Origin of the sequence: Streptomyces sp. NBC_00252 (genome assembly GCF_036187565.1) — a bacterium.
Lineage (GTDB): Bacteria > Actinomycetota > Actinomycetes > Streptomycetales > Streptomycetaceae > Streptomyces.
The window spans coordinates 7,773,286-7,793,446 of sequence record NZ_CP108087.1 but is presented as its reverse complement, the minus strand read 5'-3'; the positions used below and the strand labels follow the sequence as shown (position 1 = coordinate 7,793,446).

General features: G+C 71.3%; 15 protein-coding genes. 2 read left to right on the top strand and 13 right to left on the bottom strand.

All coding sequences use genetic code 11. The annotated features are described in order from the left end of the window. Window positions 1-114: 114 nt before the first annotated feature. The 9 genes from OHT77_RS34625 to OHT77_RS34585 form a co-directional block, all read right to left on the bottom strand. Window positions 115-1,269 carry a pseudouridine synthase gene (locus tag OHT77_RS34625; RefSeq protein WP_328832333.1) on the bottom strand — a complete coding sequence of 385 codons (1,155 nt, stop codon included), beginning with the start codon at window positions 1,267-1,269 and terminating at the stop codon, window positions 115-117. Next, the gene (gene scpB / locus OHT77_RS34620) at window positions 1,269-1,925 is read right to left on the bottom strand and encodes an SMC-Scp complex subunit ScpB (RefSeq protein ID WP_266767252.1); all 657 of its coding nucleotides are present in this window, start codon (window positions 1,923-1,925) and stop codon (window positions 1,269-1,271) included. The genes OHT77_RS34625 and scpB overlap by 1 nt, the downstream gene beginning before the upstream one ends. Then, window positions 1,922-2,932: a segregation and condensation protein A gene (locus tag OHT77_RS34615; RefSeq protein ID WP_328832332.1), complete on the bottom strand. Its 1,011-nt coding sequence runs from the start codon at window positions 2,930-2,932 to the stop codon at window positions 1,922-1,924. The genes scpB and OHT77_RS34615 overlap by 4 nt, the downstream gene beginning before the upstream one ends. A gap of 18 nt (window positions 2,933-2,950) precedes the next feature. Then, window positions 2,951-3,499 carry a hypothetical protein gene (locus OHT77_RS34610; RefSeq protein ID WP_328832331.1) on the bottom strand — a complete coding sequence of 183 codons (549 nt, stop codon included), beginning with the start codon at window positions 3,497-3,499 and terminating at the stop codon, window positions 2,951-2,953. Continuing rightward, the gene (locus OHT77_RS34605; RefSeq protein ID WP_078532803.1) at window positions 3,484-4,620 is read right to left on the bottom strand and encodes a ParA family protein; all 1,137 of its coding nucleotides are present in this window, start codon (window positions 4,618-4,620) and stop codon (window positions 3,484-3,486) included. Before OHT77_RS34605 ends, OHT77_RS34610 begins: the two co-directional genes overlap by 16 nt. A gap of 401 nt (window positions 4,621-5,021) precedes the next feature. Continuing rightward, on the bottom strand, window positions 5,022-6,137 hold the full coding sequence (gene ald, locus OHT77_RS34600; protein ID WP_328834432.1) for an alanine dehydrogenase: 1,116 nt from the start codon (window positions 6,135-6,137) through the stop codon (window positions 5,022-5,024). A gap of 142 nt (window positions 6,138-6,279) precedes the next feature. Continuing rightward, a complete protein-coding gene (locus OHT77_RS34595) occupies window positions 6,280-8,367 on the bottom strand; it encodes a tetratricopeptide repeat protein (protein ID WP_328832330.1) in 2,088 nt (695 codons plus the stop codon). A 221-nt stretch (window positions 8,368-8,588) separates the two neighbouring features. Continuing rightward, on the bottom strand, window positions 8,589-9,215 hold the full coding sequence (locus OHT77_RS34590; RefSeq protein ID WP_328832329.1) for an NUDIX hydrolase: 627 nt from the start codon (window positions 9,213-9,215) through the stop codon (window positions 8,589-8,591). A gap of 126 nt (window positions 9,216-9,341) precedes the next feature. Further along, a complete protein-coding gene (locus OHT77_RS34585; RefSeq protein ID WP_328832328.1) occupies window positions 9,342-10,991 on the bottom strand; it encodes a CTP synthase in 1,650 nt (549 codons plus the stop codon). Between the two features lie 458 nt (window positions 10,992-11,449). On the opposite strand from OHT77_RS34585, the gene OHT77_RS34580 reads away from it, so the two are divergent. Beyond that, complete coding sequence (locus tag OHT77_RS34580; RefSeq protein ID WP_266776269.1) at window positions 11,450-13,252, top strand: glycoside hydrolase family 15 protein; 1,803 nt, start codon at window positions 11,450-11,452, stop codon at window positions 13,250-13,252. A gap of 65 nt (window positions 13,253-13,317) precedes the next feature. Next, the gene (locus OHT77_RS34575; RefSeq protein ID WP_328832327.1) at window positions 13,318-14,964 is read left to right on the top strand and encodes a PucR family transcriptional regulator; all 1,647 of its coding nucleotides are present in this window, start codon (window positions 13,318-13,320) and stop codon (window positions 14,962-14,964) included. A gap of 10 nt (window positions 14,965-14,974) precedes the next feature. Here OHT77_RS34575 and OHT77_RS34570 read toward each other — a convergent pair whose 3' ends face one another. From OHT77_RS34570 to OHT77_RS34555, 4 genes are all read right to left on the bottom strand, one after another. Further along, window positions 14,975-16,114 (bottom strand): glycosyltransferase family 4 protein, encoded by a 1,140-nt coding sequence (locus tag OHT77_RS34570; protein ID WP_328832326.1) that lies wholly within the window; start codon window positions 16,112-16,114, stop codon window positions 14,975-14,977. Window positions 16,115-16,543: 429 nt separating this feature from the next. Further along, window positions 16,544-18,262: a DNA repair protein RecN gene (recN, locus tag OHT77_RS34565; RefSeq protein WP_328834431.1), complete on the bottom strand. Its 1,719-nt coding sequence runs from the start codon at window positions 18,260-18,262 to the stop codon at window positions 16,544-16,546. Between the two features lie 177 nt (window positions 18,263-18,439). After that, window positions 18,440-19,345: an NAD kinase gene (locus OHT77_RS34560; RefSeq protein WP_266767260.1), complete on the bottom strand. Its 906-nt coding sequence runs from the start codon at window positions 19,343-19,345 to the stop codon at window positions 18,440-18,442. After that, window positions 19,342-20,157 (bottom strand): TlyA family RNA methyltransferase, encoded by an 816-nt coding sequence (locus tag OHT77_RS34555; RefSeq protein ID WP_328832325.1) that lies wholly within the window; start codon window positions 20,155-20,157, stop codon window positions 19,342-19,344. Before OHT77_RS34555 ends, OHT77_RS34560 begins: the two co-directional genes overlap by 4 nt. Window positions 20,158-20,161: the final 4 nt, after the last annotated feature.

Here is a 20,161-nt window from a genome sequence, read left to right as displayed (position 1 = left end):
AGGGGGCTGCGGTTCGGCACAACCCCCTCGCCCGAAGAAATCGGCGAAAACGAAACGGCCGGCCCCGGAGAATCCGGAACCGGCCGTCACGGACGAGCCGTGGGCACGCAGGGCCTAGAGGTCGACTTCCTGCATCAGCATGCCGACCTCGGTGTTCGACAGGCGGCGCAGCCAGCCCGACTTCTGGTCGCCCAGGGTGATCGGGCCGAAGGAGACCCGGACCAGCTTGTCGACCGGGAAGCCGGCCTCCGCGAGCATGCGGCGGACGATGTGCTTGCGGCCCTCGTGGAGGGTCACCTCGACCAGGTAGTTCTTGCCGGTCTGCTCGACGACACGGAAGTGGTCCGCTCGCGCGTACCCGTCCTCCAGCTGGATGCCGTCCTTCAGCTGCTTGCCCAGGTCGCGCGGGATCGGGCCCACGATGTGCGCGAGGTAGGTCTTCTTCACGCCGTACTTGGGGTGGGTCAGCCGGTGCGCCAGCTCGCCGTGGTTGGTGAGCAGGATCACACCCTCGGTCTCGGTGTCGAGCCGTCCGACGTGGAAGAGACGCGTCTCGCGGTTGGTGACGTAGTCGCCGAGGCACTGGCGGCCCTCGGGGTCCTCCATCGTCGCGACGACACCGGCGGGCTTGTTCAGCGAGAAGAACTGGTACGACTGCGTCGCCACCGTCAGCCCGTCGACCTTGATCTCGTCGTGCTCGGGGTCGACGCGCAGCCCCTGCTCGACCACGATCTCGCCGTTGACCTCGACGCGGGACTGCTCGATCAGCTCCTCGCAGGAGCGCCGGGAGCCGTAGCCCGCGCGCGCGAGGACCTTCTGCAGGCGCTCGCCCTCCTGCTCGGCGCCCGGGAAGGTCTTGGGCGGCTTGATGTCCTTCTTGCCCGCGTACCGCTCCCGGTTGCGCTCCTCGGCCCGCGCGTCGTACTCACGCGAGGTCGCCGGCGCCCAGCGTCCGCGGCCGGTGCCCTGGCCCTGCTTGGGGCCGCCCTTGGCACCGCCGCGCGCGGCCGCACCGCGCCCCGACTTGGGGCCTTCGTGGGATCCCGTGGGGCCTACGTCGTAGCGGCGCTCCTCGGGACGGGGCTTGCCTGCGCGCTTCGGCTTGTCGTCGCGCCCGCCCGCGCCCCTCGGCTGGGAGCCGCCCCCGCCGGATCCCCGGGAGTTGCCGCCCGCGCCGGAACCGCGGGGGTTGCCGCCCCCACCGGTCCCCCGGGGGTTGCCGCGTCCGCCGCCGCTGTTCCTGCCACTACCACTGCCACTGCTTCGCATCAAAGTTCCGTCGTCGTCGTGTCGTCTGCATCTGCATCCGGTGCATCCGGATCGAACGACGGGACCCCTTCCAGCGTCTCCGCCTCGATCGCCTCAGCCTCAGGGAGGAAGGGCGCGAGCTCCGGGAGCTCGTCCAGGCCTCGCAGGCCCATCCGCTCCAGAAAGTAGTTCGTCGTCACGTACAGGATCGCACCTGTTTCGGGTTCCGTGCCCGCCTCCTCGACGAGACCCCGCTGCAACAGGGTGCGCATCACACCGTCGCAGTTGACTCCGCGGACCATCGAGACCCGGCTGCGGCTGACCGGCTGGCGGTACGCGACGACCGCCAGGGTCTCCAGGGCCGCCTGGGTGAGCCGGGCCTGCTGGCCGTCCAGGACGAAGCCCTCGACGGCCGGCGCGAACTCGGGCCGGGAGTAGAACCGCCACCCGCCCGCGATCAGCCGCAGCTCGAAACCGCGCCCCTGGACGGTGTACTCGTCGGCCAGCTCGCGCAGCGCGTCCGCGATCCGCCGTCTGGGCCGCTGGAGTATTTTCGCGAGGTGTTCCTCGGTCGCGGGCTCGTCCACGACCATGAGGACGGCCTCCAGGGCGGGCTTGAGGTCCAGCTCCGCGACGCCGGACGGGCTCGCCGGTACGCCCGTGGTCTCCTCGCTCACGCCGACTCCTCCTTGGTCTCCTTCACCGGCTCGGACGGCCGGTCGAACTCGTCCGTGACCACGGGCTCGACCTCCCCCTCCCCACCGGTCCAGCGCACGATGAGATCCCCGAGCGCGGTCTCCTGGTCCAGTGCGACGGCCTTCTCCCGGTACAGCTCCAGCAGCGCCAGGAACCTCGCCACCACGGTGAGGGTGTCGTCGGTGTCCTCGACGAGCACGCTGAAGCTGGCCTCGCCGAGCTCCCGCAGCCGGGCGACGACGATCCCGGCCTGCTCCTGCACGCTGACGAGCGGCGCGTGGATGTGGTCGACGTACACCTGCGGCTTGGGCCTGGGCTGCATCGCCTTCACGGCGAGCCTGGCGAAGCCCTCGGGCCCGATCCGGATGACGACCTCGGGCAGCAGCTCGGCGTGGTGCGGTTCGAGCCCGACGGTCCGGGGGTAGCGCCGGGCCTCCTCGTCGAGCCGCCGGTTGAAGATGTCGGCGATCTGCTTGTACGCCCGGTACTGCAGCAACCGCGCGAACAGCAGGTCCCGGGCCTCCAGCAACGCGAGATCGGCCTCGTCCTCGACCTCCGCGGAGGGCAGCAGCCGCGCCGCCTTCAGATCCAGCAGGGTCGCCGCGACGACGAGGAACTCGGTCGTCTGGTCCAGATCCCAGTCGGGCCCCATCGCCCTGATGTGCGCCATGAACTCGTCGGTGACCTTGGACAGCGCCACCTCGGTCACATCGAGCTTGTGCTTCGAGATCAGCTGAAGGAGCAGATCGAACGGCCCCTCGAAGTTCGCGAGCCGAACCTTGAAGACCCCGTCATCGGCCTCGTCGGCCTCCGCGACACCGGCCGCGGGCTCCTCGACAGCCACCACGGGCTCTTCCACGACGGCCTCGGGCTCCGGCTCCGCCACGGCGACCGGCGCCTCGGGCTTGGGAGCCGTGCCCGGCCCCTTGCCCAGCGCACGCCGACGGCCGGCAGGTGCGCCGGGAGCGGGAGCGTCGTTCGAGGTCATGGCCCCCGCAGGCTACCGCTACCGCCCGCGAAGCCGGCGGACGAGAATGCTCGCGTCCCCGCGGGACTCCAGATCGGCCAGGACGACGGCGACCGCCTCCCGCACGATCCGGCCGCGGTCGACCGCGAGGCCGTGCTCACCCCGGAGCATCAGCCGGGCGTGCTCCAGGTCGATCAGTTCCTCGGCGGAGACGTACACGGTGATCTTCTCGTCGTGCCGCTCCCGCCCGCTGGGGCGCCGCTGGGCCTGCGCCCGCTGGCGCTGCTTGCGGGGCTGGGCAGAACCTTCCTGCGCGTCCTGACGTCGCCCTGAGGCGTCCGCGGCGCGGCTGCGGGACTCCCCGCCGTCCGCGTCCGCCGCGACGTGCTCGGCGCCCTCGCCGTCACCGCCCTGGGCGGGTACGGAGTGCGGGGCGTCCTCCCCGGCGGCGGGATCGCTCTCCCCCGCCGGAGCCGGCACCCTGGCCTCGCCGTTGGCCGGGCGCCTGGGGCTGGATGACTGGAGCGCCATCCCCCCTGTCGTACGGAACAGTTCGTCGGCCCCCGGCAGACTCACTCGGCGTGACACCGGGCGAGCACCTCCCTGGCGAGCTGGCGATAGGCGGCGGCACCGACGGAGTTGGAGGCGTACGTGGTGATCGGCTCACCGGCGACCGTGGTCTCCGGGAAGCGCACCGTGCGCCCGATGACCGTGTGGTAGACGTGATCGTCGAACGCCTCGACCACGCGCGCGAGCACCTCACGGCTGTGCACCGTGCGGGAGTCGTACATCGTGGCGAGGATCCCGTCGAGCTCCAACTCGGGGTTGAGGCGCTCCTGGACCTTCTCGATGGTCTCCGTCAGCAGGGCGACACCGCGCAGCGCGAAGAACTCGCACTCCAGCGGCACGATCACCTTGTGGGCCGCCGTCAGGGCGTTCACGGTGAGCAGGCCGAGGGAGGGCTGACAGTCGATCACGATGTAGTCGTAGTCGGCCATCAGCGGCTTCAACGCCCGTTGCAGCGTGGACTCGCGCGCGACCTCGCTCACCAACTGCACTTCCGCAGCCGACAAGTCGATGTTGCTGGGCAGCAAGTCCATGTTCGGGACAGCTGTCTTGAGCAGTACCTCGTCGGCCGACATGCCCCGCTCCATGAGCAGGTTGTAGACGGTGAGGTCCAACTCCATGGGATTGACGCCCAGTCCGACCGACAGCGCGCCCTGCGGGTCGAAGTCGACGAGCAGTACACGCCGGCCGTACTCCGCGAGCGCGGCACCCAGGTTGATGGTCGACGTCGTCTTGCCGACGCCGCCCTTCTGGTTGCACATCGCGATGATCGTGGCGGGGCCGTGACTGGTCAGCGGTCCCGGGATCGGGAAGTAGGGCAGCGGGCGTCCGGTCGGGCCCACGCGCTCGCGGCGCTGACGGGCAGCGTCGGGCGCGAGTGTGGCCGCGTACTCGGGATCGGGCTCGTACTCGGCGTCGGGGTCGTAGAAGTGCCCGTCGGGCAGTTCGTCGTAGTCGGCGAAATGGTTGTGGGGCGCGCCCCTTCCGTCGCCGGCCATGGCGTTCACGTGATGGCCATCCATGCTCTGGTGTGCTGGCTGGGTCACCCCTGGCTTGTGGTGACCCTGGTGGGCTGCGAAGGTTCGCACCGCAACGGAGCCGACAGCCTCGAACCCCGCGGGCTCCTGGCCCCTTGCAGGCATTCCTGGTTGACCACCCCCGGGAGAAAATGTCGACTCATTCACAAGTCGTCTTACCTCCTTGGTGACCAGGGAACTTCTCGATAGGTCAGCGTGGCACCATGCCGACGGTTGGCGACTCTATGGCGTGTCGGGTGTTCGCAGCAACACAATCCGCCGGACCCGGCCCGATGTGTCGGCAATGAAACATCCCTCTGTCAAGGGCGTACGGCAGTCGCACGGCAGGTTTCACCGGTGCACGAATCGGTTCAAGGGTTACGTTCGGCGCGAGTTGACCGAGTGCCGCAAAGTGACCATACACACATCCGGCCGGACCTTGTCGGGCAAGGTCCGGCCAGGCGTGCGGTGTTGACGACCTGTGTTGACGTATCGCCTTTTACTGAACGGTGACTTAGTCGACAGAGTCAGCCGAGCAGCGATTCCAGCTCGACGTGCTCCAGTCCGTGCGCCTCGGCGACCTCGCGGTAAGTCACCTTGCCGTCATGGGTGTTGAGACCCTTGGCGAGAGCAGGATCACGTCGCAGCGCGTCGGCCCAGCCGCGGTTGGCGAGCTCCACGATGTACGGGAGCGTCGCGTTGGTGAGCGCGTAGGTCGACGTGTTGGGCACCGCGCCGGGCATGTTGGCGACGCAGTAGAAGACCGAGTTGTGGACCGGGAAGGTCGGCTCGGCGTGGGTGGTCGGACGCGAGTCCTCGAAGCAGCCGCCCTGGTCGATCGCGATGTCGACAAGAACACTTCCGGGCTTCATCCGCGACACGAGTTCGTTGGTGACCAGCTTCGGTGCCTTGGCGCCCGGGATGAGCACCGCGCCGATGACGAGGTCGGCGTCCAGGACGGCCTTCTCCAGCTCGAAGGCGTTGGACATGATCGCCCGCACCTTGGTGCCGAAGACCTTGTCGGCCTCGCGGAGCTTGTTGATGTCGCGGTCGAGCAGCGTGACGTGGAAGCCCATGCCGACGGCGATCTGCGTGGCGTTCCAGCCGGAGACCCCGCCGCCGATGACGACGGCGCGCGCGGGCTGGGTGCCGGGGACACCGCCGGGGAGGACACCGCGGCCGCCGACCGAGCGCATCAGGTGGTAGGCGCCGACCTGCGGGGCCAGCCGGCCCGCGACCTCGGACATCGGGGCGAGCAACGGCAGGGCGCGGCCCGGCAGTTCGACCGTCTCGTAGGCGATCGCCGTGGTGCCGGACTCGACGAGCGCGTCGGTGCACTCCTTGGAGGCGGCGAGGTGCAGGTAGGTGAAGAGCGTCTGGTCCTTGCGGAGGCGGTGGTACTCCTCGGCGATGGGCTCCTTGACCTTGAGCAGCAGGTCGGTGGTGGCCCAGACCTCGTCGGCGGTGGCCAGGATCTGCGCACCGGCCGAGACGTACTCGTCGTCCGTGATCGAGGAGCCGGCGCCGGCGTTCTGCTCGATGAAGACCTGGTGGCCGTGGCGCACCAGCTCGTGCACGCCGGCGGGGGTGATGGCCACCCGGAACTCGTTGTTCTTGACCTCGCGGGGGATGCCGACCTTCACGTCGATCACGGTCCTTGGCTCAGAGGGTGTGGGGCAATACATCTCATACCCGGGCATGACGGAGCACACCAGGAGACCGCAGGAGAAGGTGCGGCAGAGCCAGTTTAATGAAGGCGTTCTCGGTGTCTAGCCTTTCAATGCATCAATCTTCTGCGGATGTACTACGGATTTCGCAGGCGTTAGCGTCGTGTTCCAGGGGTTCGGAGGCAGATTCCGGGGATTCGGAGGCGGAATCGGCCTCCCCGAGCTCCTCGCCGAGCATCCGCTCCGCGGTCCCCCGGTGCAGCGCGGCGGACGCCGGGTCGCCGAGCCGGTCGAGGGTGTCGGCCAGCCGCAGCTGGAGCGCCGCCTGCAGCCGTACGTCCTCCGCGCGGCGCGCCCACTCGACCGCCTCGTGGCAGGTGGCGAGGGATTCCTCGGGGCGGCCCGCGTACTCCTGGACCCGGGCCAGCTCGCTCAACGCCCGTGCCTGGGCGGGGACATCGCCGTTCTTGCGGTGCCCGGCGACGGCGGCCCGCCAGTTCCTGAGCGCCTCGCCGTAGCGGCCCGCGTAGGTGTGCGCGGCGGCGATCCGGCCGTAGAGCCGGGCGGCGTCCGCGCGCTCGTCCCGCGCCTGCCGCTGGGCGAGCGCGCGGCCGAACCAGTCGGCGGCCCGGTCGTAGTCGCCGAGCTCCTGGTGCGCGCCGCCTACGGATTCCATCGCGCGGCCGGTCGCATACGGGTCATTTGCTTCGCGTCCGGCGTCCAGCGCGGCCCGGTAGCGGGCCAGTGCCTCGGTCGTGCGGCCGGTCTGCGCGTCCAGATCGGCGAGGTTGAGCAGCGCGGCGGCCTTCTCGCGGGGCAGGTCCCGCCGCTCGGCCACGTCCAGGACGAGCCGGTGGATGCCGTAGAGCTCGGGGGCCGCGGCCTGGGTGCCGATGTGGGCGACCATCGCGCGCACCAGCTGGGACATCAGGCGTCGGGCGAGGGTGTCGAGCTCGCCGTCGGCGACCGCGAGGCGGGCGGAGGCGAGCAGGGCGGGCCGGCGGACGTGGAGCCAGTCGGCGGCGGCCCGGGGGGTCGGGAAGCGCAGCGCGCGGGGCGTTCCGAGGAGCTTCTCGCGGGCCTGCGGGCTGTCCGTCTCGGTGATGGCGCGGCAGGACTGCAGCAGCCGTACGGTGCGCTCCAGCATGCGGGCGCGGGCCAGCTGGAGTTCGGCCGGGCGGTCCTGGGCCTCGGCGAGGGCGTGCAGGAGGGGCTGGAGGCAGCCGGGGACCTCGTACTGCGGGAGCGGCGAGTCCAGGGCCCGCAGCAGGCCGGCGTCGACGAAGTCGTCCAGGGTGGCGCGGGCGCCGTTGACGGAGCAGCCGGCGAGCGCGGAGGCGGTCTGCGGGTCGACCAGGCCCGCCGGGGCGAGGGAGAGCAGTCGCAGTATCCGGGCGGCGGGGCTAGGCAGGGAGCCGTAGACGAGCCGGAAGACGCGGCTGAGGGGGGTGCCCTCGTCGGTCTCGGCGTGCAGGTGCTTGGCGAGGTCGGCGACGGCGGCCTGCGGGCGGGCGGCGAGCCAGCCGCCGGCCAGGGTCAGCGCGGCGGGCTGGGACTGGCACACCTCGACGAGACCCTCGGCGGCGACCGGGTCGACGGTGATGCGGACCGCGCCGGTGTAGCGGGTGAGGAGTTCCAGTGCGGACTTGGTGTCGAGACCGCCGAGGGTGCAGGGGCGGACGTCGGCGATGCCGGTGAGCGGGCCGCCGGAGACGGCGACGACGAGGCAGTCCGGGGAGTCCGGGAGCAGCACGTCGACCTGTTCGGCGTCGGCCGCGTCGTCCAGCAGGAGCAGCACCCGGCGGTCGGTGAGGGCTTCGCGCAGGATGTCCGAGAGGTCGTCCTCGGAGGCGCCGGCCGGGGTCGGCAGCTCCAGCGCGGTGAGGAGCTCGCGGGCGGTGCGCTCGGTGGGGACGGGGGTGCCGTCGGGCTCGCTGAGCCGGGCCCGGAGCACCCCGCCTTCGTAACGGTCAGCGACCTGCCGGGCGAGTTCCCCGGCGAGCGCGCTGCGGCCGGAGCCGGGCTTGCCCGCGATGAGGAGGACCCGGGCGCGGGGCGCCTTGCGGCCGGCGATGGTGTCCAGGCCCGCGCGCTCGATGTCGGCGCGCAGCTCCTTCAACTCTCTTGCGCGGCCCAGGAATTGGCCCTCGGTAGAAGTGTCCTCTGACAGCTTCACGCCGCCGGTGTCCACCGCCTGATCCGTCACGGGCCACACTCCCGTCCCACTGCACGCGCATAGCCCGCCGGGACTCCGGATCGGGTGATTCCAGAGCCTAGTTCACGCTCTGCGACGAACCGTGCGGAGCGCGGCGGGCACGTCCCCCGATCGGATCAGCCGATGGTCACACCGGAAGACGCACGGGGGCGCGAAAAGGCTGAGGCGCGGGTGCGGTGGGGGCGGGGTGTGGGTTCAGTGGACGCGTGGGTTCAGGACTCGAAGGGACGCGCGGGCCACGGTGCCTCGGCGGGGCGCAGCGCGTCGATGCCGTCGCCGTGCCGGGCGGCGACCAGGGAGAGGACGCCGACGGCGAGGCAGTTGTTGTGCAGCTCGCCGGCGAGGACCCCGCGGACCAGGTCGTCGACAGACACACGCGCGTGCTCCATGTCGGCCTCCTCGTCCTCGACCTCGAAGCGCTGTCCCTCGGCCTCGGACAGGTCCCGGGCCAGGAAGATGCGGATCGCCTCGTCGCAGCCGCCGGGCGTGGTGTAGACGTCGGTCAGCACCCGCCAGTCCTCGGCCTTGACGTGTGCCTCCTCGTACAGCTCTCGCTGGGCGGCGTGCAGCGGGTTCTCACCGGGGATGTCGAGCAGTCCGGCCGGGATCTCCCACAGCTTCTGCCGTACGGGGTGGCGGTACTGCCGGATGACCAGCACCCGGTCCTCCTCGTCGAGGGCGAGGACGGCCACCGAGCCGGGGTGCACTTGGTAGTCGCGGTGCACGACCGCGCCGCCGGGCATGACCAAGTCGTCGGTGCGCACGGAGGTCTTGTTGCCGACGAAGGGGGTCGTGGTCGCCCGGATCTCCCACTCCTCCGGGGTGTCCTTGATCGTCATGCGCTGTCCCTCCACACGTACACGGAACTCGTTCCCGAGAACACACGTTCCCGGACGTCGCCTGAAAAACGGCCGGGGTGCACACCTCTTGAAGGCGCGCACCCCGGTCACCGTACAACCCTCGTACTACTCGCCCGTCTTGCGTGCCACGGCCGCCTTGACCAGGCCCGCGAAGAGCGGGTGCGGCCGGGTCGGGCGGGAGCGCAGCTCGGGGTGGGCCTGCGTCGCGACGAGGTAAGGGTGCGCCTCGCGCGGGTACTCCACGTACTCCACGAGCTTGCCGTCCGGGGACGTGCCGGAGAACTGCAGCCCGGCCTTCTTCTCCAGCTCGGCGCGGTAGGCGTTGTTGACCTCGTAGCGGTGGCGGTGCCGCTCCTCGACGTACTCCTTGCCGTCGTAGACCTCGCGCACGATGGAGCCCTCGGCGAGCTTGGCGGGGTACATGCCCAGGCGCATGGTGCCGCCCATGTCGCCCTCGCCGGCGACGATGTCCAGCTGCTCGGCCATGGTGGAGATGACCGGGTGGCCGGTGGCCGCGTCGAACTCGGTGGAGTTGGCGTCCGCGATGCCGGCGAGGTTGCGCGCGGCCTCGATCACGATGCACTGGAGGCCCAGGCACAGGCCGAGCAGCGGGATCTTGTGCTCGCGGGCGTACTGGATGGCGCCGACCTTGCCGGAGACACCGCGGTCGCCGAAGCCGCCGGGGATGCAGATCGCGTCCACGTCGGCGAGCTGCTTGGCGGCGCCTGCCGGGGTCCTGCAGTCGTCCGAGGTGACCCACTTGATCTTCACGCGGGCCTTGTTGGCGAACCCGCCGGCGCGCAGCGCCTCGGTGACCGACAGATAGGCGTCGGGCAGGTCGATGTACTTGCCGACCAGCGCGAGGTTGATCTCGTGCAGCGGGTTGTGGACGCGGTCGAGCAGGTCGTCCCAGGTCCGCCAGTCCACGTCGCGGAACGGCAGGTCCAGCTTGCGGACGACATAGGCGTCCAGGCCCTCGCTGTGCACGGTCTTCGGGATGTCGTAGATCGAGCGGGCGTCGGGGCAGGCCACCACGGCGGCCTCGTCGACGTCGCACATCAGCGAGATCTTGCGCTTGATCGCGGTCGGCACCTCGCGGTCGGAGCGCAGCACGATGGCGTCCGGCTGGATACCGATGTTGCGCAGGGCCGCGACCGAGTGCTGGGTCGGCTTCGTCTTCAGCTCTCCCGAGGGGCCGATGTACGGGAGGAGGGAGATGTGCACCACGAACACGTTGTCCCGGCCGACCTCGTGGCGGACCTGGCGGACCGTCTCGAGGAAGGGCAGCGACTCGATGTCGCCGACCGTGCCGCCGACCTCGGTGATGACGACGTCGACCTCGTCGGTCGCCATGCGCCGGATGCGGTGCTTGATCTCGTTGGTGATGTGCGGGATGACCTGCACGGTGTCGCCCAGGTACTCGCCGCGCCGCTCCTTGGCGATCACCGTCGAGTAGACCTGGCCTGTAGTGACATTGGCACTGCCGTCCAAGTCGCGGTCCAGGAAGCGCTCGTAGTGTCCGATGTCGAGGTCGGTCTCGGCACCGTCGTTGGTGACGAACACCTCACCGTGCTGGAAGGGGTTCATCGTGCCGGGGTCGACGTTCAGATACGGGTCGAGCTTCTGCATCACGACGCGCAGGCCCCGCGCCTTGAGGAGCATGCCCAGGCTGGAGGCGGTGAGGCCCTTGCCGAGCGAGGAGGCGACACCCCCGGTGACGAAGATGTGCTTGGTCGTCGTTGATTTGGGTGGCATGGCCAAGAGGGGGCTCCCGTGGTCGCGGTTCGAAGTGCGGTCGGGGGTTTTGTGCCCACCGGTCCACGGGCTACCAGGGTATCAGCGCCCGGACGAGATGGCTTCCGGCCACGCTCCGCAGCCGGTTCGACACACACAGGACGCCCGTCGACACAGACGCGCCCCGGTTACCTGGTTCTCACCGGTTGCTCACCCGTTCGGCCCAGGTCCGTTGGCGAGAGCGGCACACAGATCATCTACGTGCGTCGTATCCTGCTCGGACACTCGCTGCCGAGCCGGTCCGGAACACGGCACCACCCCCGCCCGTATCTCCCGGAACAACGAGAGCTCGTCAGTTCGTTGAGCAACGACCCTCATTTGCTTCATGACTCAACGACGCACTACAAACGATCCCTTGACCGCACACAGCGACCGCCCCTTTTCCATGGGGCGACGTGGCCGTTCGACTGGAGTTGCACGTGGCCGGGCGCATCGAAGATTACGCACTCATCGGAGACATGCAGACCGCTGCCCTGGTCTGCCGGGACGGCACGGTGGACTGGCTGTGCCTGCCCCGTTTCGACTCCCATGCCATCTTCGCCGGTCTGCTGGGCACCGAGGAACACGGCTTCTGGCGGCTGGGCCCGGCCCACGCCTCCGACGCGCAGCCGCCCACCGCGGCCCGGCGCGGCTACCGCGGCGACTCGCTGATCCTGGAGTCCGAGTGGGACACCCCGCGAGGCACGGTCCGCGTGACCGATTTCATGCCCCCTCGCGACGGCGCCCCCCAGCTGATCCGCATCGTGGAGGGCGTCTCCGGCCGCGTCCCGATGCGCTCGGCCCTCCGCATGCGTTTCTCCTACGGCCGGGTCGTGCCCTGGGTGCACAAGCACGAGGGCCGCACGGTCGCCGTCGCGGGCCCCGACTCCGTGTGGTTCGACACATCGGCGGAGACCTACGGCAAGCAGCTCACGACGTACGCCGACTTCACCGTCGCCCCCGGTGACCGCATCGCGTTCACCATCTCCTGGGAGCCCTCGCACAAGCAGCCGCCGCCCCTCCCCGAGCCGGAGCAGTCGCTGGAGGCCACGGAGGACTTCTGGCGCGACTGGGTCGAGCAGTGCACGTACCACGGCCCCTACCGCGAGGCCGTCGTCCGCTCCCTGATCACGCTGAAGGCCCTCACCTACGCCCCGACGGGCGGCATCGTCGCCGCGCCCACCACCTCCCTCCCGGAGGAGATCGGCGGCGTCCGCAACTGGGACTACCGCTACACCTGGCTCCGCGACGCGGCCATCACCCTCTCCTCGCTGCTGCGCACCGGCTATCGCGAGGAGGCCCGCGCCTGGCGCGAGTGGCTCCTGCGCGCCGTCGCGGGCGACCCGGAGAACCTGCAGATCATGTACGGCATCGCCGGCGAGCGCGAGCTCGGCGAGGCGGAGCTGGACTGGCTGCCGGGCTACGAGAACTCCGGACCGGTCCGGGTCGGCAACGGCGCCGCGCACCAGCTCCAGCTGGACGTCTACGGCGAGGTCACCGAGGCCCTGCACCTGGCCCACATGACGGGCCTGGCCCGCAACGACTACGCCTCCCTGCTCCAGCTGAAGCTGATCCGCTACCTGGAGAAGCACTGGGACGAGCCGGACGAGGGCATCTGGGAGGTGCGCGGCCCGCGCCGCCACTTCGTGCACTCGAAGGTGATGGCCTGGGTCGCGGTCGACCGCACGATCAAGCTGATCGAGTCGGGCGACGCGGACGGCCCGCTGGAGAAGTGGCGCGAGCTGCGCGACGACATCCACCGGGACGTGTGCGAGCGCGGCTACGACAAGGAGCGCAACACCTTCACACAGTCGTACGGCTCGAAGGAGCTGGACGCCTCGCTGCTGCTCATCCCGCAGATGGGCTTCCTGCCCCCGGACGACAAGCGCGTGATCGGCACCATCGAGGCGATCCAGCGCGAGCTGTCCACCCCGGACGGCTTCATCCTCCGCTACCCGACCTCGGGCACGGACGAGGGCGTCGACGGCCTCCCCGGCGACGAGGGCGCGTTCCTGGCCTGCTCGTTCTGGATGGCGGACGACCTCGCGATGATCGGCCGGGTCGACGAGGCCCGCAAGCTCTTCGAGAAGCTCCTGTCGCTCCGCAACGACCTGGGCCTCCTCGCCGAGGAGTGGGACCCGCGCCTGCAGCGCCAGGTCGGCAACTTCCCGCAGGCCTTCAGCCACGTCCCCCTGATCGACACGGCCCTGCGCCTGACGGCCTCGGGGGCCTACGGCGGCTGACCCCGCGAGCGCACGCCCCGGGCCCGAGATGTGCCCGGGGCGTTCCCGCAGGTACCGTCCGCTGCATGGACAGCCGTACGGACAGCACATTCGACAGCCAGGGCGCCGGCATCACCGTTCAGCGGGCGCTGGAGCTGCCCGGGCTGCGCAGCGGGCTGCCGGAGATCCTGGCGGGCGCCGACCGCCTCCAGCGGACCGTGCGCTGGGTGCACGCGGGCGAGGTCCCGAACATCGCCTCCCTCCTCAAGGGCGGCGAACTCCTCCTGACCACGGGCTACGGCCTCGGCACGCGCCCCGCGGAGCAGCGCGCGTTCGTCCGCACCCTGGCCGAGCGCGGCATCGCGGCCCTGGTCGTCGAACTGGGCCCGCGTTTCACCCGCCTCCCCGCGACCCTCGTCGAGACGGCCCGGACGACCGGCCTGCCGCTGGTCCAGCTGCATCGCGAGGTGCCGTTCGTCGCGGTCACCGAGGAGATCCACACCGAGATCGTCAACGGTCACTACGCGCTGCTCCAGCAGGCCGAGGAGGTCCACCGCCGCTGCACGGAGGCCCTGCTCGGCGGCGGCGGAATCCCCCAAGTCCTGGGCATCCTGGCCGACTTCAGCGGCAACCCGGTCTTCCTGGAGACCCCGGACGGCCAACTCCTGTACGCGGCGGGGTCGGGGCCCGAGGGCGCGGACCCGCTCCAGGTGTGGGAGGGGCTGCGCGGCCAGCACAAGGACGCCTCGCCGCCCGCCGGTTCGGTGCTGGTGGACGTGCCCGGGGGCGGTCCCGGTACGGGTTCGGTGCGGGCACGGATCGTGCTGCTTCCGGTACGGGCGCCGCTCGCGCCGGTGCACCGCATCGCCGCCGAGCGGGCCGCGGGCAGCCTCGCCGTGGTGCTCATGCAGGCCCGCCAGGAAGAGGAGTTGGCGGCGCGCGGACGCGGCGACTTCCTCACCGACCTCGCCGAGGGCCGCATCGCCGCCGAGGACGCCCCGGCGCAGGCCAGGGTCCTGGGCTTCAAGCCCGGCACCAGCCCACTGCTCCCGGTGGTCATGCGGCTCGGCGACGCACTCGCCGCACCCGGCGGCGGCTGGGCGGTCCTGGCCCGCGCGGTCGCCGAGGAGTTGGCCTCGGTGGGCGTCCCCGTCCTGCTGGGCGTACGACCGGTCGAGGGCCGCGTCCCTCTCCTCCTCGGCCTGCGCTCGGAGTCGGAGCGGTCGGCGGTCGCGGACCGGGTGGCGGCCGCGCTGCGGGCGGGGGTCGAGCGCGCCGGGATGCAGCGGCCGGGCGCACAGCCGCCGATCGTGGTCGTCGGGGTGGCCGGCGGCTGGGCTGCGGCGTCGGCGGGGCTGCGGCACGCGGCCGAGACGGCGACGGCGGCACAGGGCCTGTCCGACCGGCCTTGGTACGACGCACGGCGCCTGGACATCGAGCTGCTGTTGTGGCGGCTGCGCGACCACCCGGACCTCGCGGCCTTCGTGGACCGCGCGATCGGCCCGCTCCGGGACCACGACAACCGCTCCAGGCCGCCGCTGCTGCCCACCCTGGAAACGTACTTGGCGCACGCGGGCCGCAAGGCGGAGACCGCCCGCGAGCTGCACCTCAACCGGCAGACCCTCTACAACCGGCTCGCCCGGATAGGGGAGTTGCTCGGCACCGACCTCGAAGACCCGCAGACGGTACTGGCGTTGAGCCTCGCGCTGCGCGCCCGCAGGCTCGTCCCCTGAGGCACCGCTCTCAGGTGAACGGCAGCGGCTGGGTCAACTCGTCGTAGACGCTCAGCACTTGGGCGACGGTCTCGTCCTCGGTGGGCCAACTGGCCGCCTGCCGGGCGCCCTTCTCCCGCAGCAGTTCCCGGCGTTCCGGGTCGCGCAGCAGGCCTGTGACGGCGTCGGCGAGGGCCTTCGCGTCGCCGTAGGGCACGAGTTCGGCGGCGTCGCCGACGAGTTCGGGGATGCCGCCGACGGCGGTCGCGACGAGCGGGACGCGGGCGTGCAGGGCCTCCTGGGCGATCACCGAGCGGGACTCCCAACTGCTGGGCAGGAGTGCCAGATCGGCGGCGGCGAGGATCTCGCTCACGTCGTCGCGCCGCCCGAGGAGCCGCACCGGCAGCTCCTCGTCCTCGATGCGGCGCTGCAACTCGCCCCGCAGTGGCCCCTCCCCCGCGATCACCAGCAACGGCGTCGGGTCGAGCCGGCACCAGCCGCGGGAGGCGTCCAGGAGGATGTCGTAGCCGCGCTCCCGGTCGAGGGAGCCGACGGCGACGAGCAACGGGCGGTCGGTGGCGCCGAGTTCGGCCCGCAGCTTGGGGCTGGACCGGTCGGGATCGTCGTGGTCCACGGCGGGGCGACGCGGCCCGGGCAGGGCTACGGCGGCGAGGCGGGCGTCCCGGGCGCCGGTGCGCCGGGCCCGGTCGACGAGATCGGAGGTGGTCCCCAGCACCAGCACGGCGGCCTTCACGACCCGCCGCTCCAGCAGCCGCAGCAGGTGCGCCCGGGCTCCCTCGACGTGGGTGCGGTTGTGCCATGTCACGACGAGCGGGGTGCGGCGGCCGCTGAGGGCGAGGACCGCGCGGAAGGAGGCGTGCAGTCCGTGCGCGTGCACCAGGTCGGCGTCCGCGCAGGCCGCCCTGAGCGTGGCCACGGACGCCGGGTCGCTGCTGCGGGGCACGTGCACGTGGTCGGCGCCGACGCCGGTGAAGTCGTAGGTGTGATCGGCCTCGACGGGGGCGCACACCGTCACGCGCACGCCCCGCGCGACGAGCCCGGAGGCCAGGGAGCGCACATGTGCGCTGCTCGCGGCGTTGCCTCCGCCGAGCACCTGCACGGTGCGCAGCGGCGACTGGCCGTGCGGTGAGTGGCTGCTCACGGGGGTCACGTGGCCGGGGCTCCTGGTTCGGCGACGGGCGGTCACGAAGAAAGTACAGAAGGATCGGGCGGAGGGGGTGTACCGCACGCTTCCTACGCGTTCCGACTCAAGGATGCCAGCACGTACGGGTGTTCCGGCACGCCGGAGAGTGTGGGGGCCGTGCAGATGGGCAACAGGGGCGCGGCTGTCACCCGTACGAGTGAGGAGGCGGCGCGTCCGGAACGGGCTCCCCGCTTCGGCTGGCCCGCGTCGGCGCGCTCACCCTGTCCCCGTACATCGCCGCCACCGCCACAGCGGCGTCATGCGTCCCCGCGTCCCCGAGCGACGTCCGGCACCACCGCACCGGCGGCCCGCTCCTCAGCCGGGGCCCCGCCGGACGTACGCGGGACTCTCACCCGCCGTGCGCGGAGCCCGCGCCAGCCGTACGCGAAGCCCCCGCTACCCGTCCGCCCGCGCCGTGGCCAACAGCTCCTCCGCATGCGCCCGCGCGGTCTCCGAGTCCTCCTGGCCGGCGAGCATCCGGGACAACTCCCGTACGCGCTCCTCGCCTTCGAGGACCTTGACGCCGGAGCGGGTGACGGAGCCGTCGTTGGTCTTCTCGACCAGCAATTGCCGGTCGGCGAACGCGGCGACCTGGGGCAGGTGGGTGACGACGACGACCTGGGCGGTCTTGGCGAGCTTTGCGAGGCGGCGGCCGATCTCGACCGCTGCCTTGCCGCCGACGCCGGCGTCGACCTCGTCGAAGAGGTAGGTCGGGACGGGGTCGGTCCCGGCGAACACGACTTCCACGGCGAGCATCACGCGGGACAGCTCACCGCCGGACGCGCCCTTGGCGATGGGCCGGGGCGGAGCGCCCGGGTGCGGGGCGAGGAGCAGTTCGACCTCGTCGACGCCCGACGGGCCGTAGGCGACCGCACGGCCGCCGACCTCGACGCCCTCCGGGTCCTCGGTCTGCCGGATCTCGAACGACACACGCGCGTGCGGCATCGCGAGGGACGCCAGCTCGGCGGTCACCGCTGCCGCGAAGCGCTCGGCGGCCTCCGTGCGGGCGTCGGTCAACGCCTGGGCCAGGCCGCCCAGTTCACCGCGCAGCGCGTCCCGCTCGGCGGTCAGCTCGTCGATGCGTTCGTCGTCGCCGTCCAGCTCGGTGAGCCGTGAGGCGCCCTGCTCGGCGTACGCGAGCACGGCGGTGATGTCCTCGCCGTACTTCCGGGTGAGCGCGTTGAGGGCGGCCCTGCGTTCCTCGACGGCGGCCAGTCGCAGCGGATCGGCGTCCAGGTCGTCGGCGTAGCCCGCCAACTCCCCTGCCACATCGCCGAGAAGAATGCCGATCTCACCGATCCGGTCGGTGAGCGAGGCGAGTTCGGAGTCGTGGGACCGGACGGCTTCCAGGGCCCGCTGCGCACCCGCGACGAGCGTCGCCGCGTCGATGCCCTCGGGGTCCTCGGGGTTACCGGCGAGCGCGGCATGCGCGGCCGTCGCCGCGGACGCCAACGCCTCGGCGTGACCGAGCCGTTCGGCCTCGGCGGCGAGTTCGACGTCCTCTCCGGGACGCGGCTCGACACCGGCGATCTCGTCGAGGCCGTAGCGCAACATGTCGGCCTCCTGGGCCCGTTCACGCGCGCGCGTGGTGATCTCGTCCAACTCGACGGCGACGGCGCGCAGTCGCCGATACGCCTCGCCGTACTTCGCGAGCGGCCCGGTGACGGCGTCCCCGGCGTACCGGTCGAGCGCCTGCCGCTGCCGGGACTGCTTCAGCAACCCCTGCTGATCGGTCTGCCCGTGCACGGCGACGAGGTCGTCGGCCAGCTCGGCCAGCAACCCGACCGGCACGGAACGCCCGCCCAGGTGTGCCCGGGACCGCCCCTCGGCGGAAACGGTACGGCTGATGAGCAGCGTCCCGTCCTCGAGCTCCGCGCCCGCCTCCTCGGCACGCAGGACGGCCGAGGCTCCCGGAGGCACGGAGATCCGCCCCTCCACGACCGCGTTCTTCGCCCCGATCCGCACCAGCGCCGGGTCCGCCCGTCCCCCGAGCAGCAGCCCGAGACTGGTGACGACCATGGTCTTGCCCGCACCGGTCTCACCCGTGACAGCGGTGAACCCCGGCGACAGCTCGACGACAGCGTCGTCGATGACTCCGAGCGACCGTATCCGCATCTCCTCCAACACGGACACGACCTTACGAGGTCGGGGGCCGCCTGTGCGACGCCCCCCACCTCGCTTATGGGAAGCAGCAGGTGAACGGAAGCAACAAGGCTCCACATATCACCCACGTGAGTGCATCCCGCTCAGGGGCGCGAGGAACTGCGCGACAAGCCCCCACCGGCCGGCACCTTACTGAGGAGCCCCACGCCACCCCGAAACAGGCAACGCGAACTTCGCGACAAGCCGATCCGTGAACGACGCGTGATGCAGCCGGGCCAGCCGCACAGGCACAGCCCCCCGCCGCACCTCGACCCGAGCCCCCGCAGGCAACTCGACCGTCCGCCGCCCGTCACACCACAGAACCCCCGGCGGGATGTGCGGCAGCACCTCGACGGCCAGCACGGAATCCGGCGAGGTCACCAGTGGCTTCGCGAACAACGCGTGCGCACTGATCGGCACCATCAACAACGCCTCGACCTCGGGCCACACCACAGGCCCACCCGCGGAGAAGGCGTACGCGGTCGACCCGGTGGGCGTCGCACAGACGATCCCGTCACACCCGAACCCCGTGACCGGCCGCCCGTCGATCTCCAGCACGACCTCGAGCAGCTTCTCGGCGCCGGCCTTCTGCACCGCCGCCTCGTTCAGCGCCCAGTCCGTGTGCACGATGTTCCCGTTCTTGTGCACGACGACATCGACGGTCATCCGCTCCTCGACCTCGTACGCCCGCGTGACCACCCGGTCCACGACCTTGTCGAGGTCGTCCCGCTCCGCCTCCGCGAGGAACCCCACGCTGCCGAGGTTGACGCCGAGCATCGGCACCCCGGACGCCCGCGCGAACTCCGCCCCGCGCAGCAGCGTGCCGTCGCCGCCGAGGACGATGAGCAGCTCGCAGCCCTCAAGGCATTGCGGGGTGGCCTCGGTGACCGTCTCCACCTCGGGGGGCAGCGGCAGGTCGCGTGCCTCGTACTCCAGGACGCGCACGCCGATACCGGACTGCAGGAGCCCCTTCACGACCAGTTCGGCACTCCGGATGGCCGCCGGGCGGCCCGTGTGCGCGAGCAGGAAAACAGTACGAGCTCGGTTCTGTGTCAACGCGGCCCCTCCGCCACTGCACGGTCAACATCGGCCGGGTCCAGTTCGGGTGCGCCGGCCCGCAGCCACAGAAAGTACTCGACATTCCCCGACGGTCCGGGCAGCGGGCTGGCGGTGACCCCCCGCACCCCGAGCCCCAGTTCGGCGGCCCGTCGGGCGACCCCGCGCACGGCCTCGGCCCGGAGTTCCGGGCTGCGGACGACTCCGCCGCTCCCCAGGCGTTCCTTCCCCACCTCGAACTGCGGCTTGACCATCATCACCAGGTCCGCGTCCGGCTTCGTGCACCGCACCAGGGCGGGCAGCACCAGCCCGAGCGGGATGAAGGACAGATCCCCCACGACAAGATCCACAGGCTCCCCATCGATCGCTTCAAGCGTCAACTCGCGTACGTTCGTACGGTCCTTGACGGTGACGCGTTCATCGCTCTGAAGAGACCAGGCGAGTTGTCCGTACCCGACGTCGACGGCCACGACCTGCGTGGCACCCGCCCGCAGCAGCACATCGGTGAAGCCTCCGGTGGACGCGCCGGCGTCCAGCGCCCGCCGCCCCTCGACCACGAGCCCCTGCGGTACGAAGGCCGCCAGCGCGCCCGCGAGCTTGTGGCCGCCGCGCGAGACGTAGTCGGGATCGTCGTCGTCCTGTACGACCACGATGGCGGCCGCGGTCTCCACCTGGGTGGCGGGCTTGGTCGCGACGGTCTTGCCGACGGTGACCCGTCCGGCGGCGATCAGCTGGCTCGCGTGCTCCCGCGAGCGCGCGAGCTTCCTTCGGACCAGCTCGGCGTCGAGACGGCGGCGTGCCACTCCTGCCACGTTC

Excerpts from the sequence above, each read along its gene's own strand:
- OHT77_RS34590 (WP_328832329.1), bottom strand. The coding sequence starts at position 9,215 with ATGACGATCAAGGACACCCCGGAGGAGTGGGAGATCCGGGCGACCACG.
- OHT77_RS34575 (WP_328832327.1), top strand. The coding sequence starts at position 13,318 with ATGGACAGCCGTACGGACAGCACATTCGACAGCCAGGGCGCCGGCATC.
- OHT77_RS34605 (WP_078532803.1), bottom strand. The coding sequence starts at position 4,620 with ATGCCTGCAAGGGGCCAGGAGCCCGCGGGGTTCGAGGCTGTCGGCTCC.
- OHT77_RS34585 (WP_328832328.1), bottom strand. The coding sequence starts at position 10,991 with ATGCCACCCAAATCAACGACGACCAAGCACATCTTCGTCACCGGGGGT.
- OHT77_RS34625 (WP_328832333.1), bottom strand. The coding sequence starts at position 1,269 with ATGCGAAGCAGTGGCAGTGGTAGTGGCAGGAACAGCGGCGGCGGACGC.
- recN (WP_328834431.1), bottom strand. The coding sequence starts at position 18,262 with ATGCGGATACGGTCGCTCGGAGTCATCGACGACGCTGTCGTCGAGCTG.
- OHT77_RS34615 (WP_328832332.1), bottom strand. The coding sequence starts at position 2,932 with ATGACCTCGAACGACGCTCCCGCTCCCGGCGCACCTGCCGGCCGTCGG.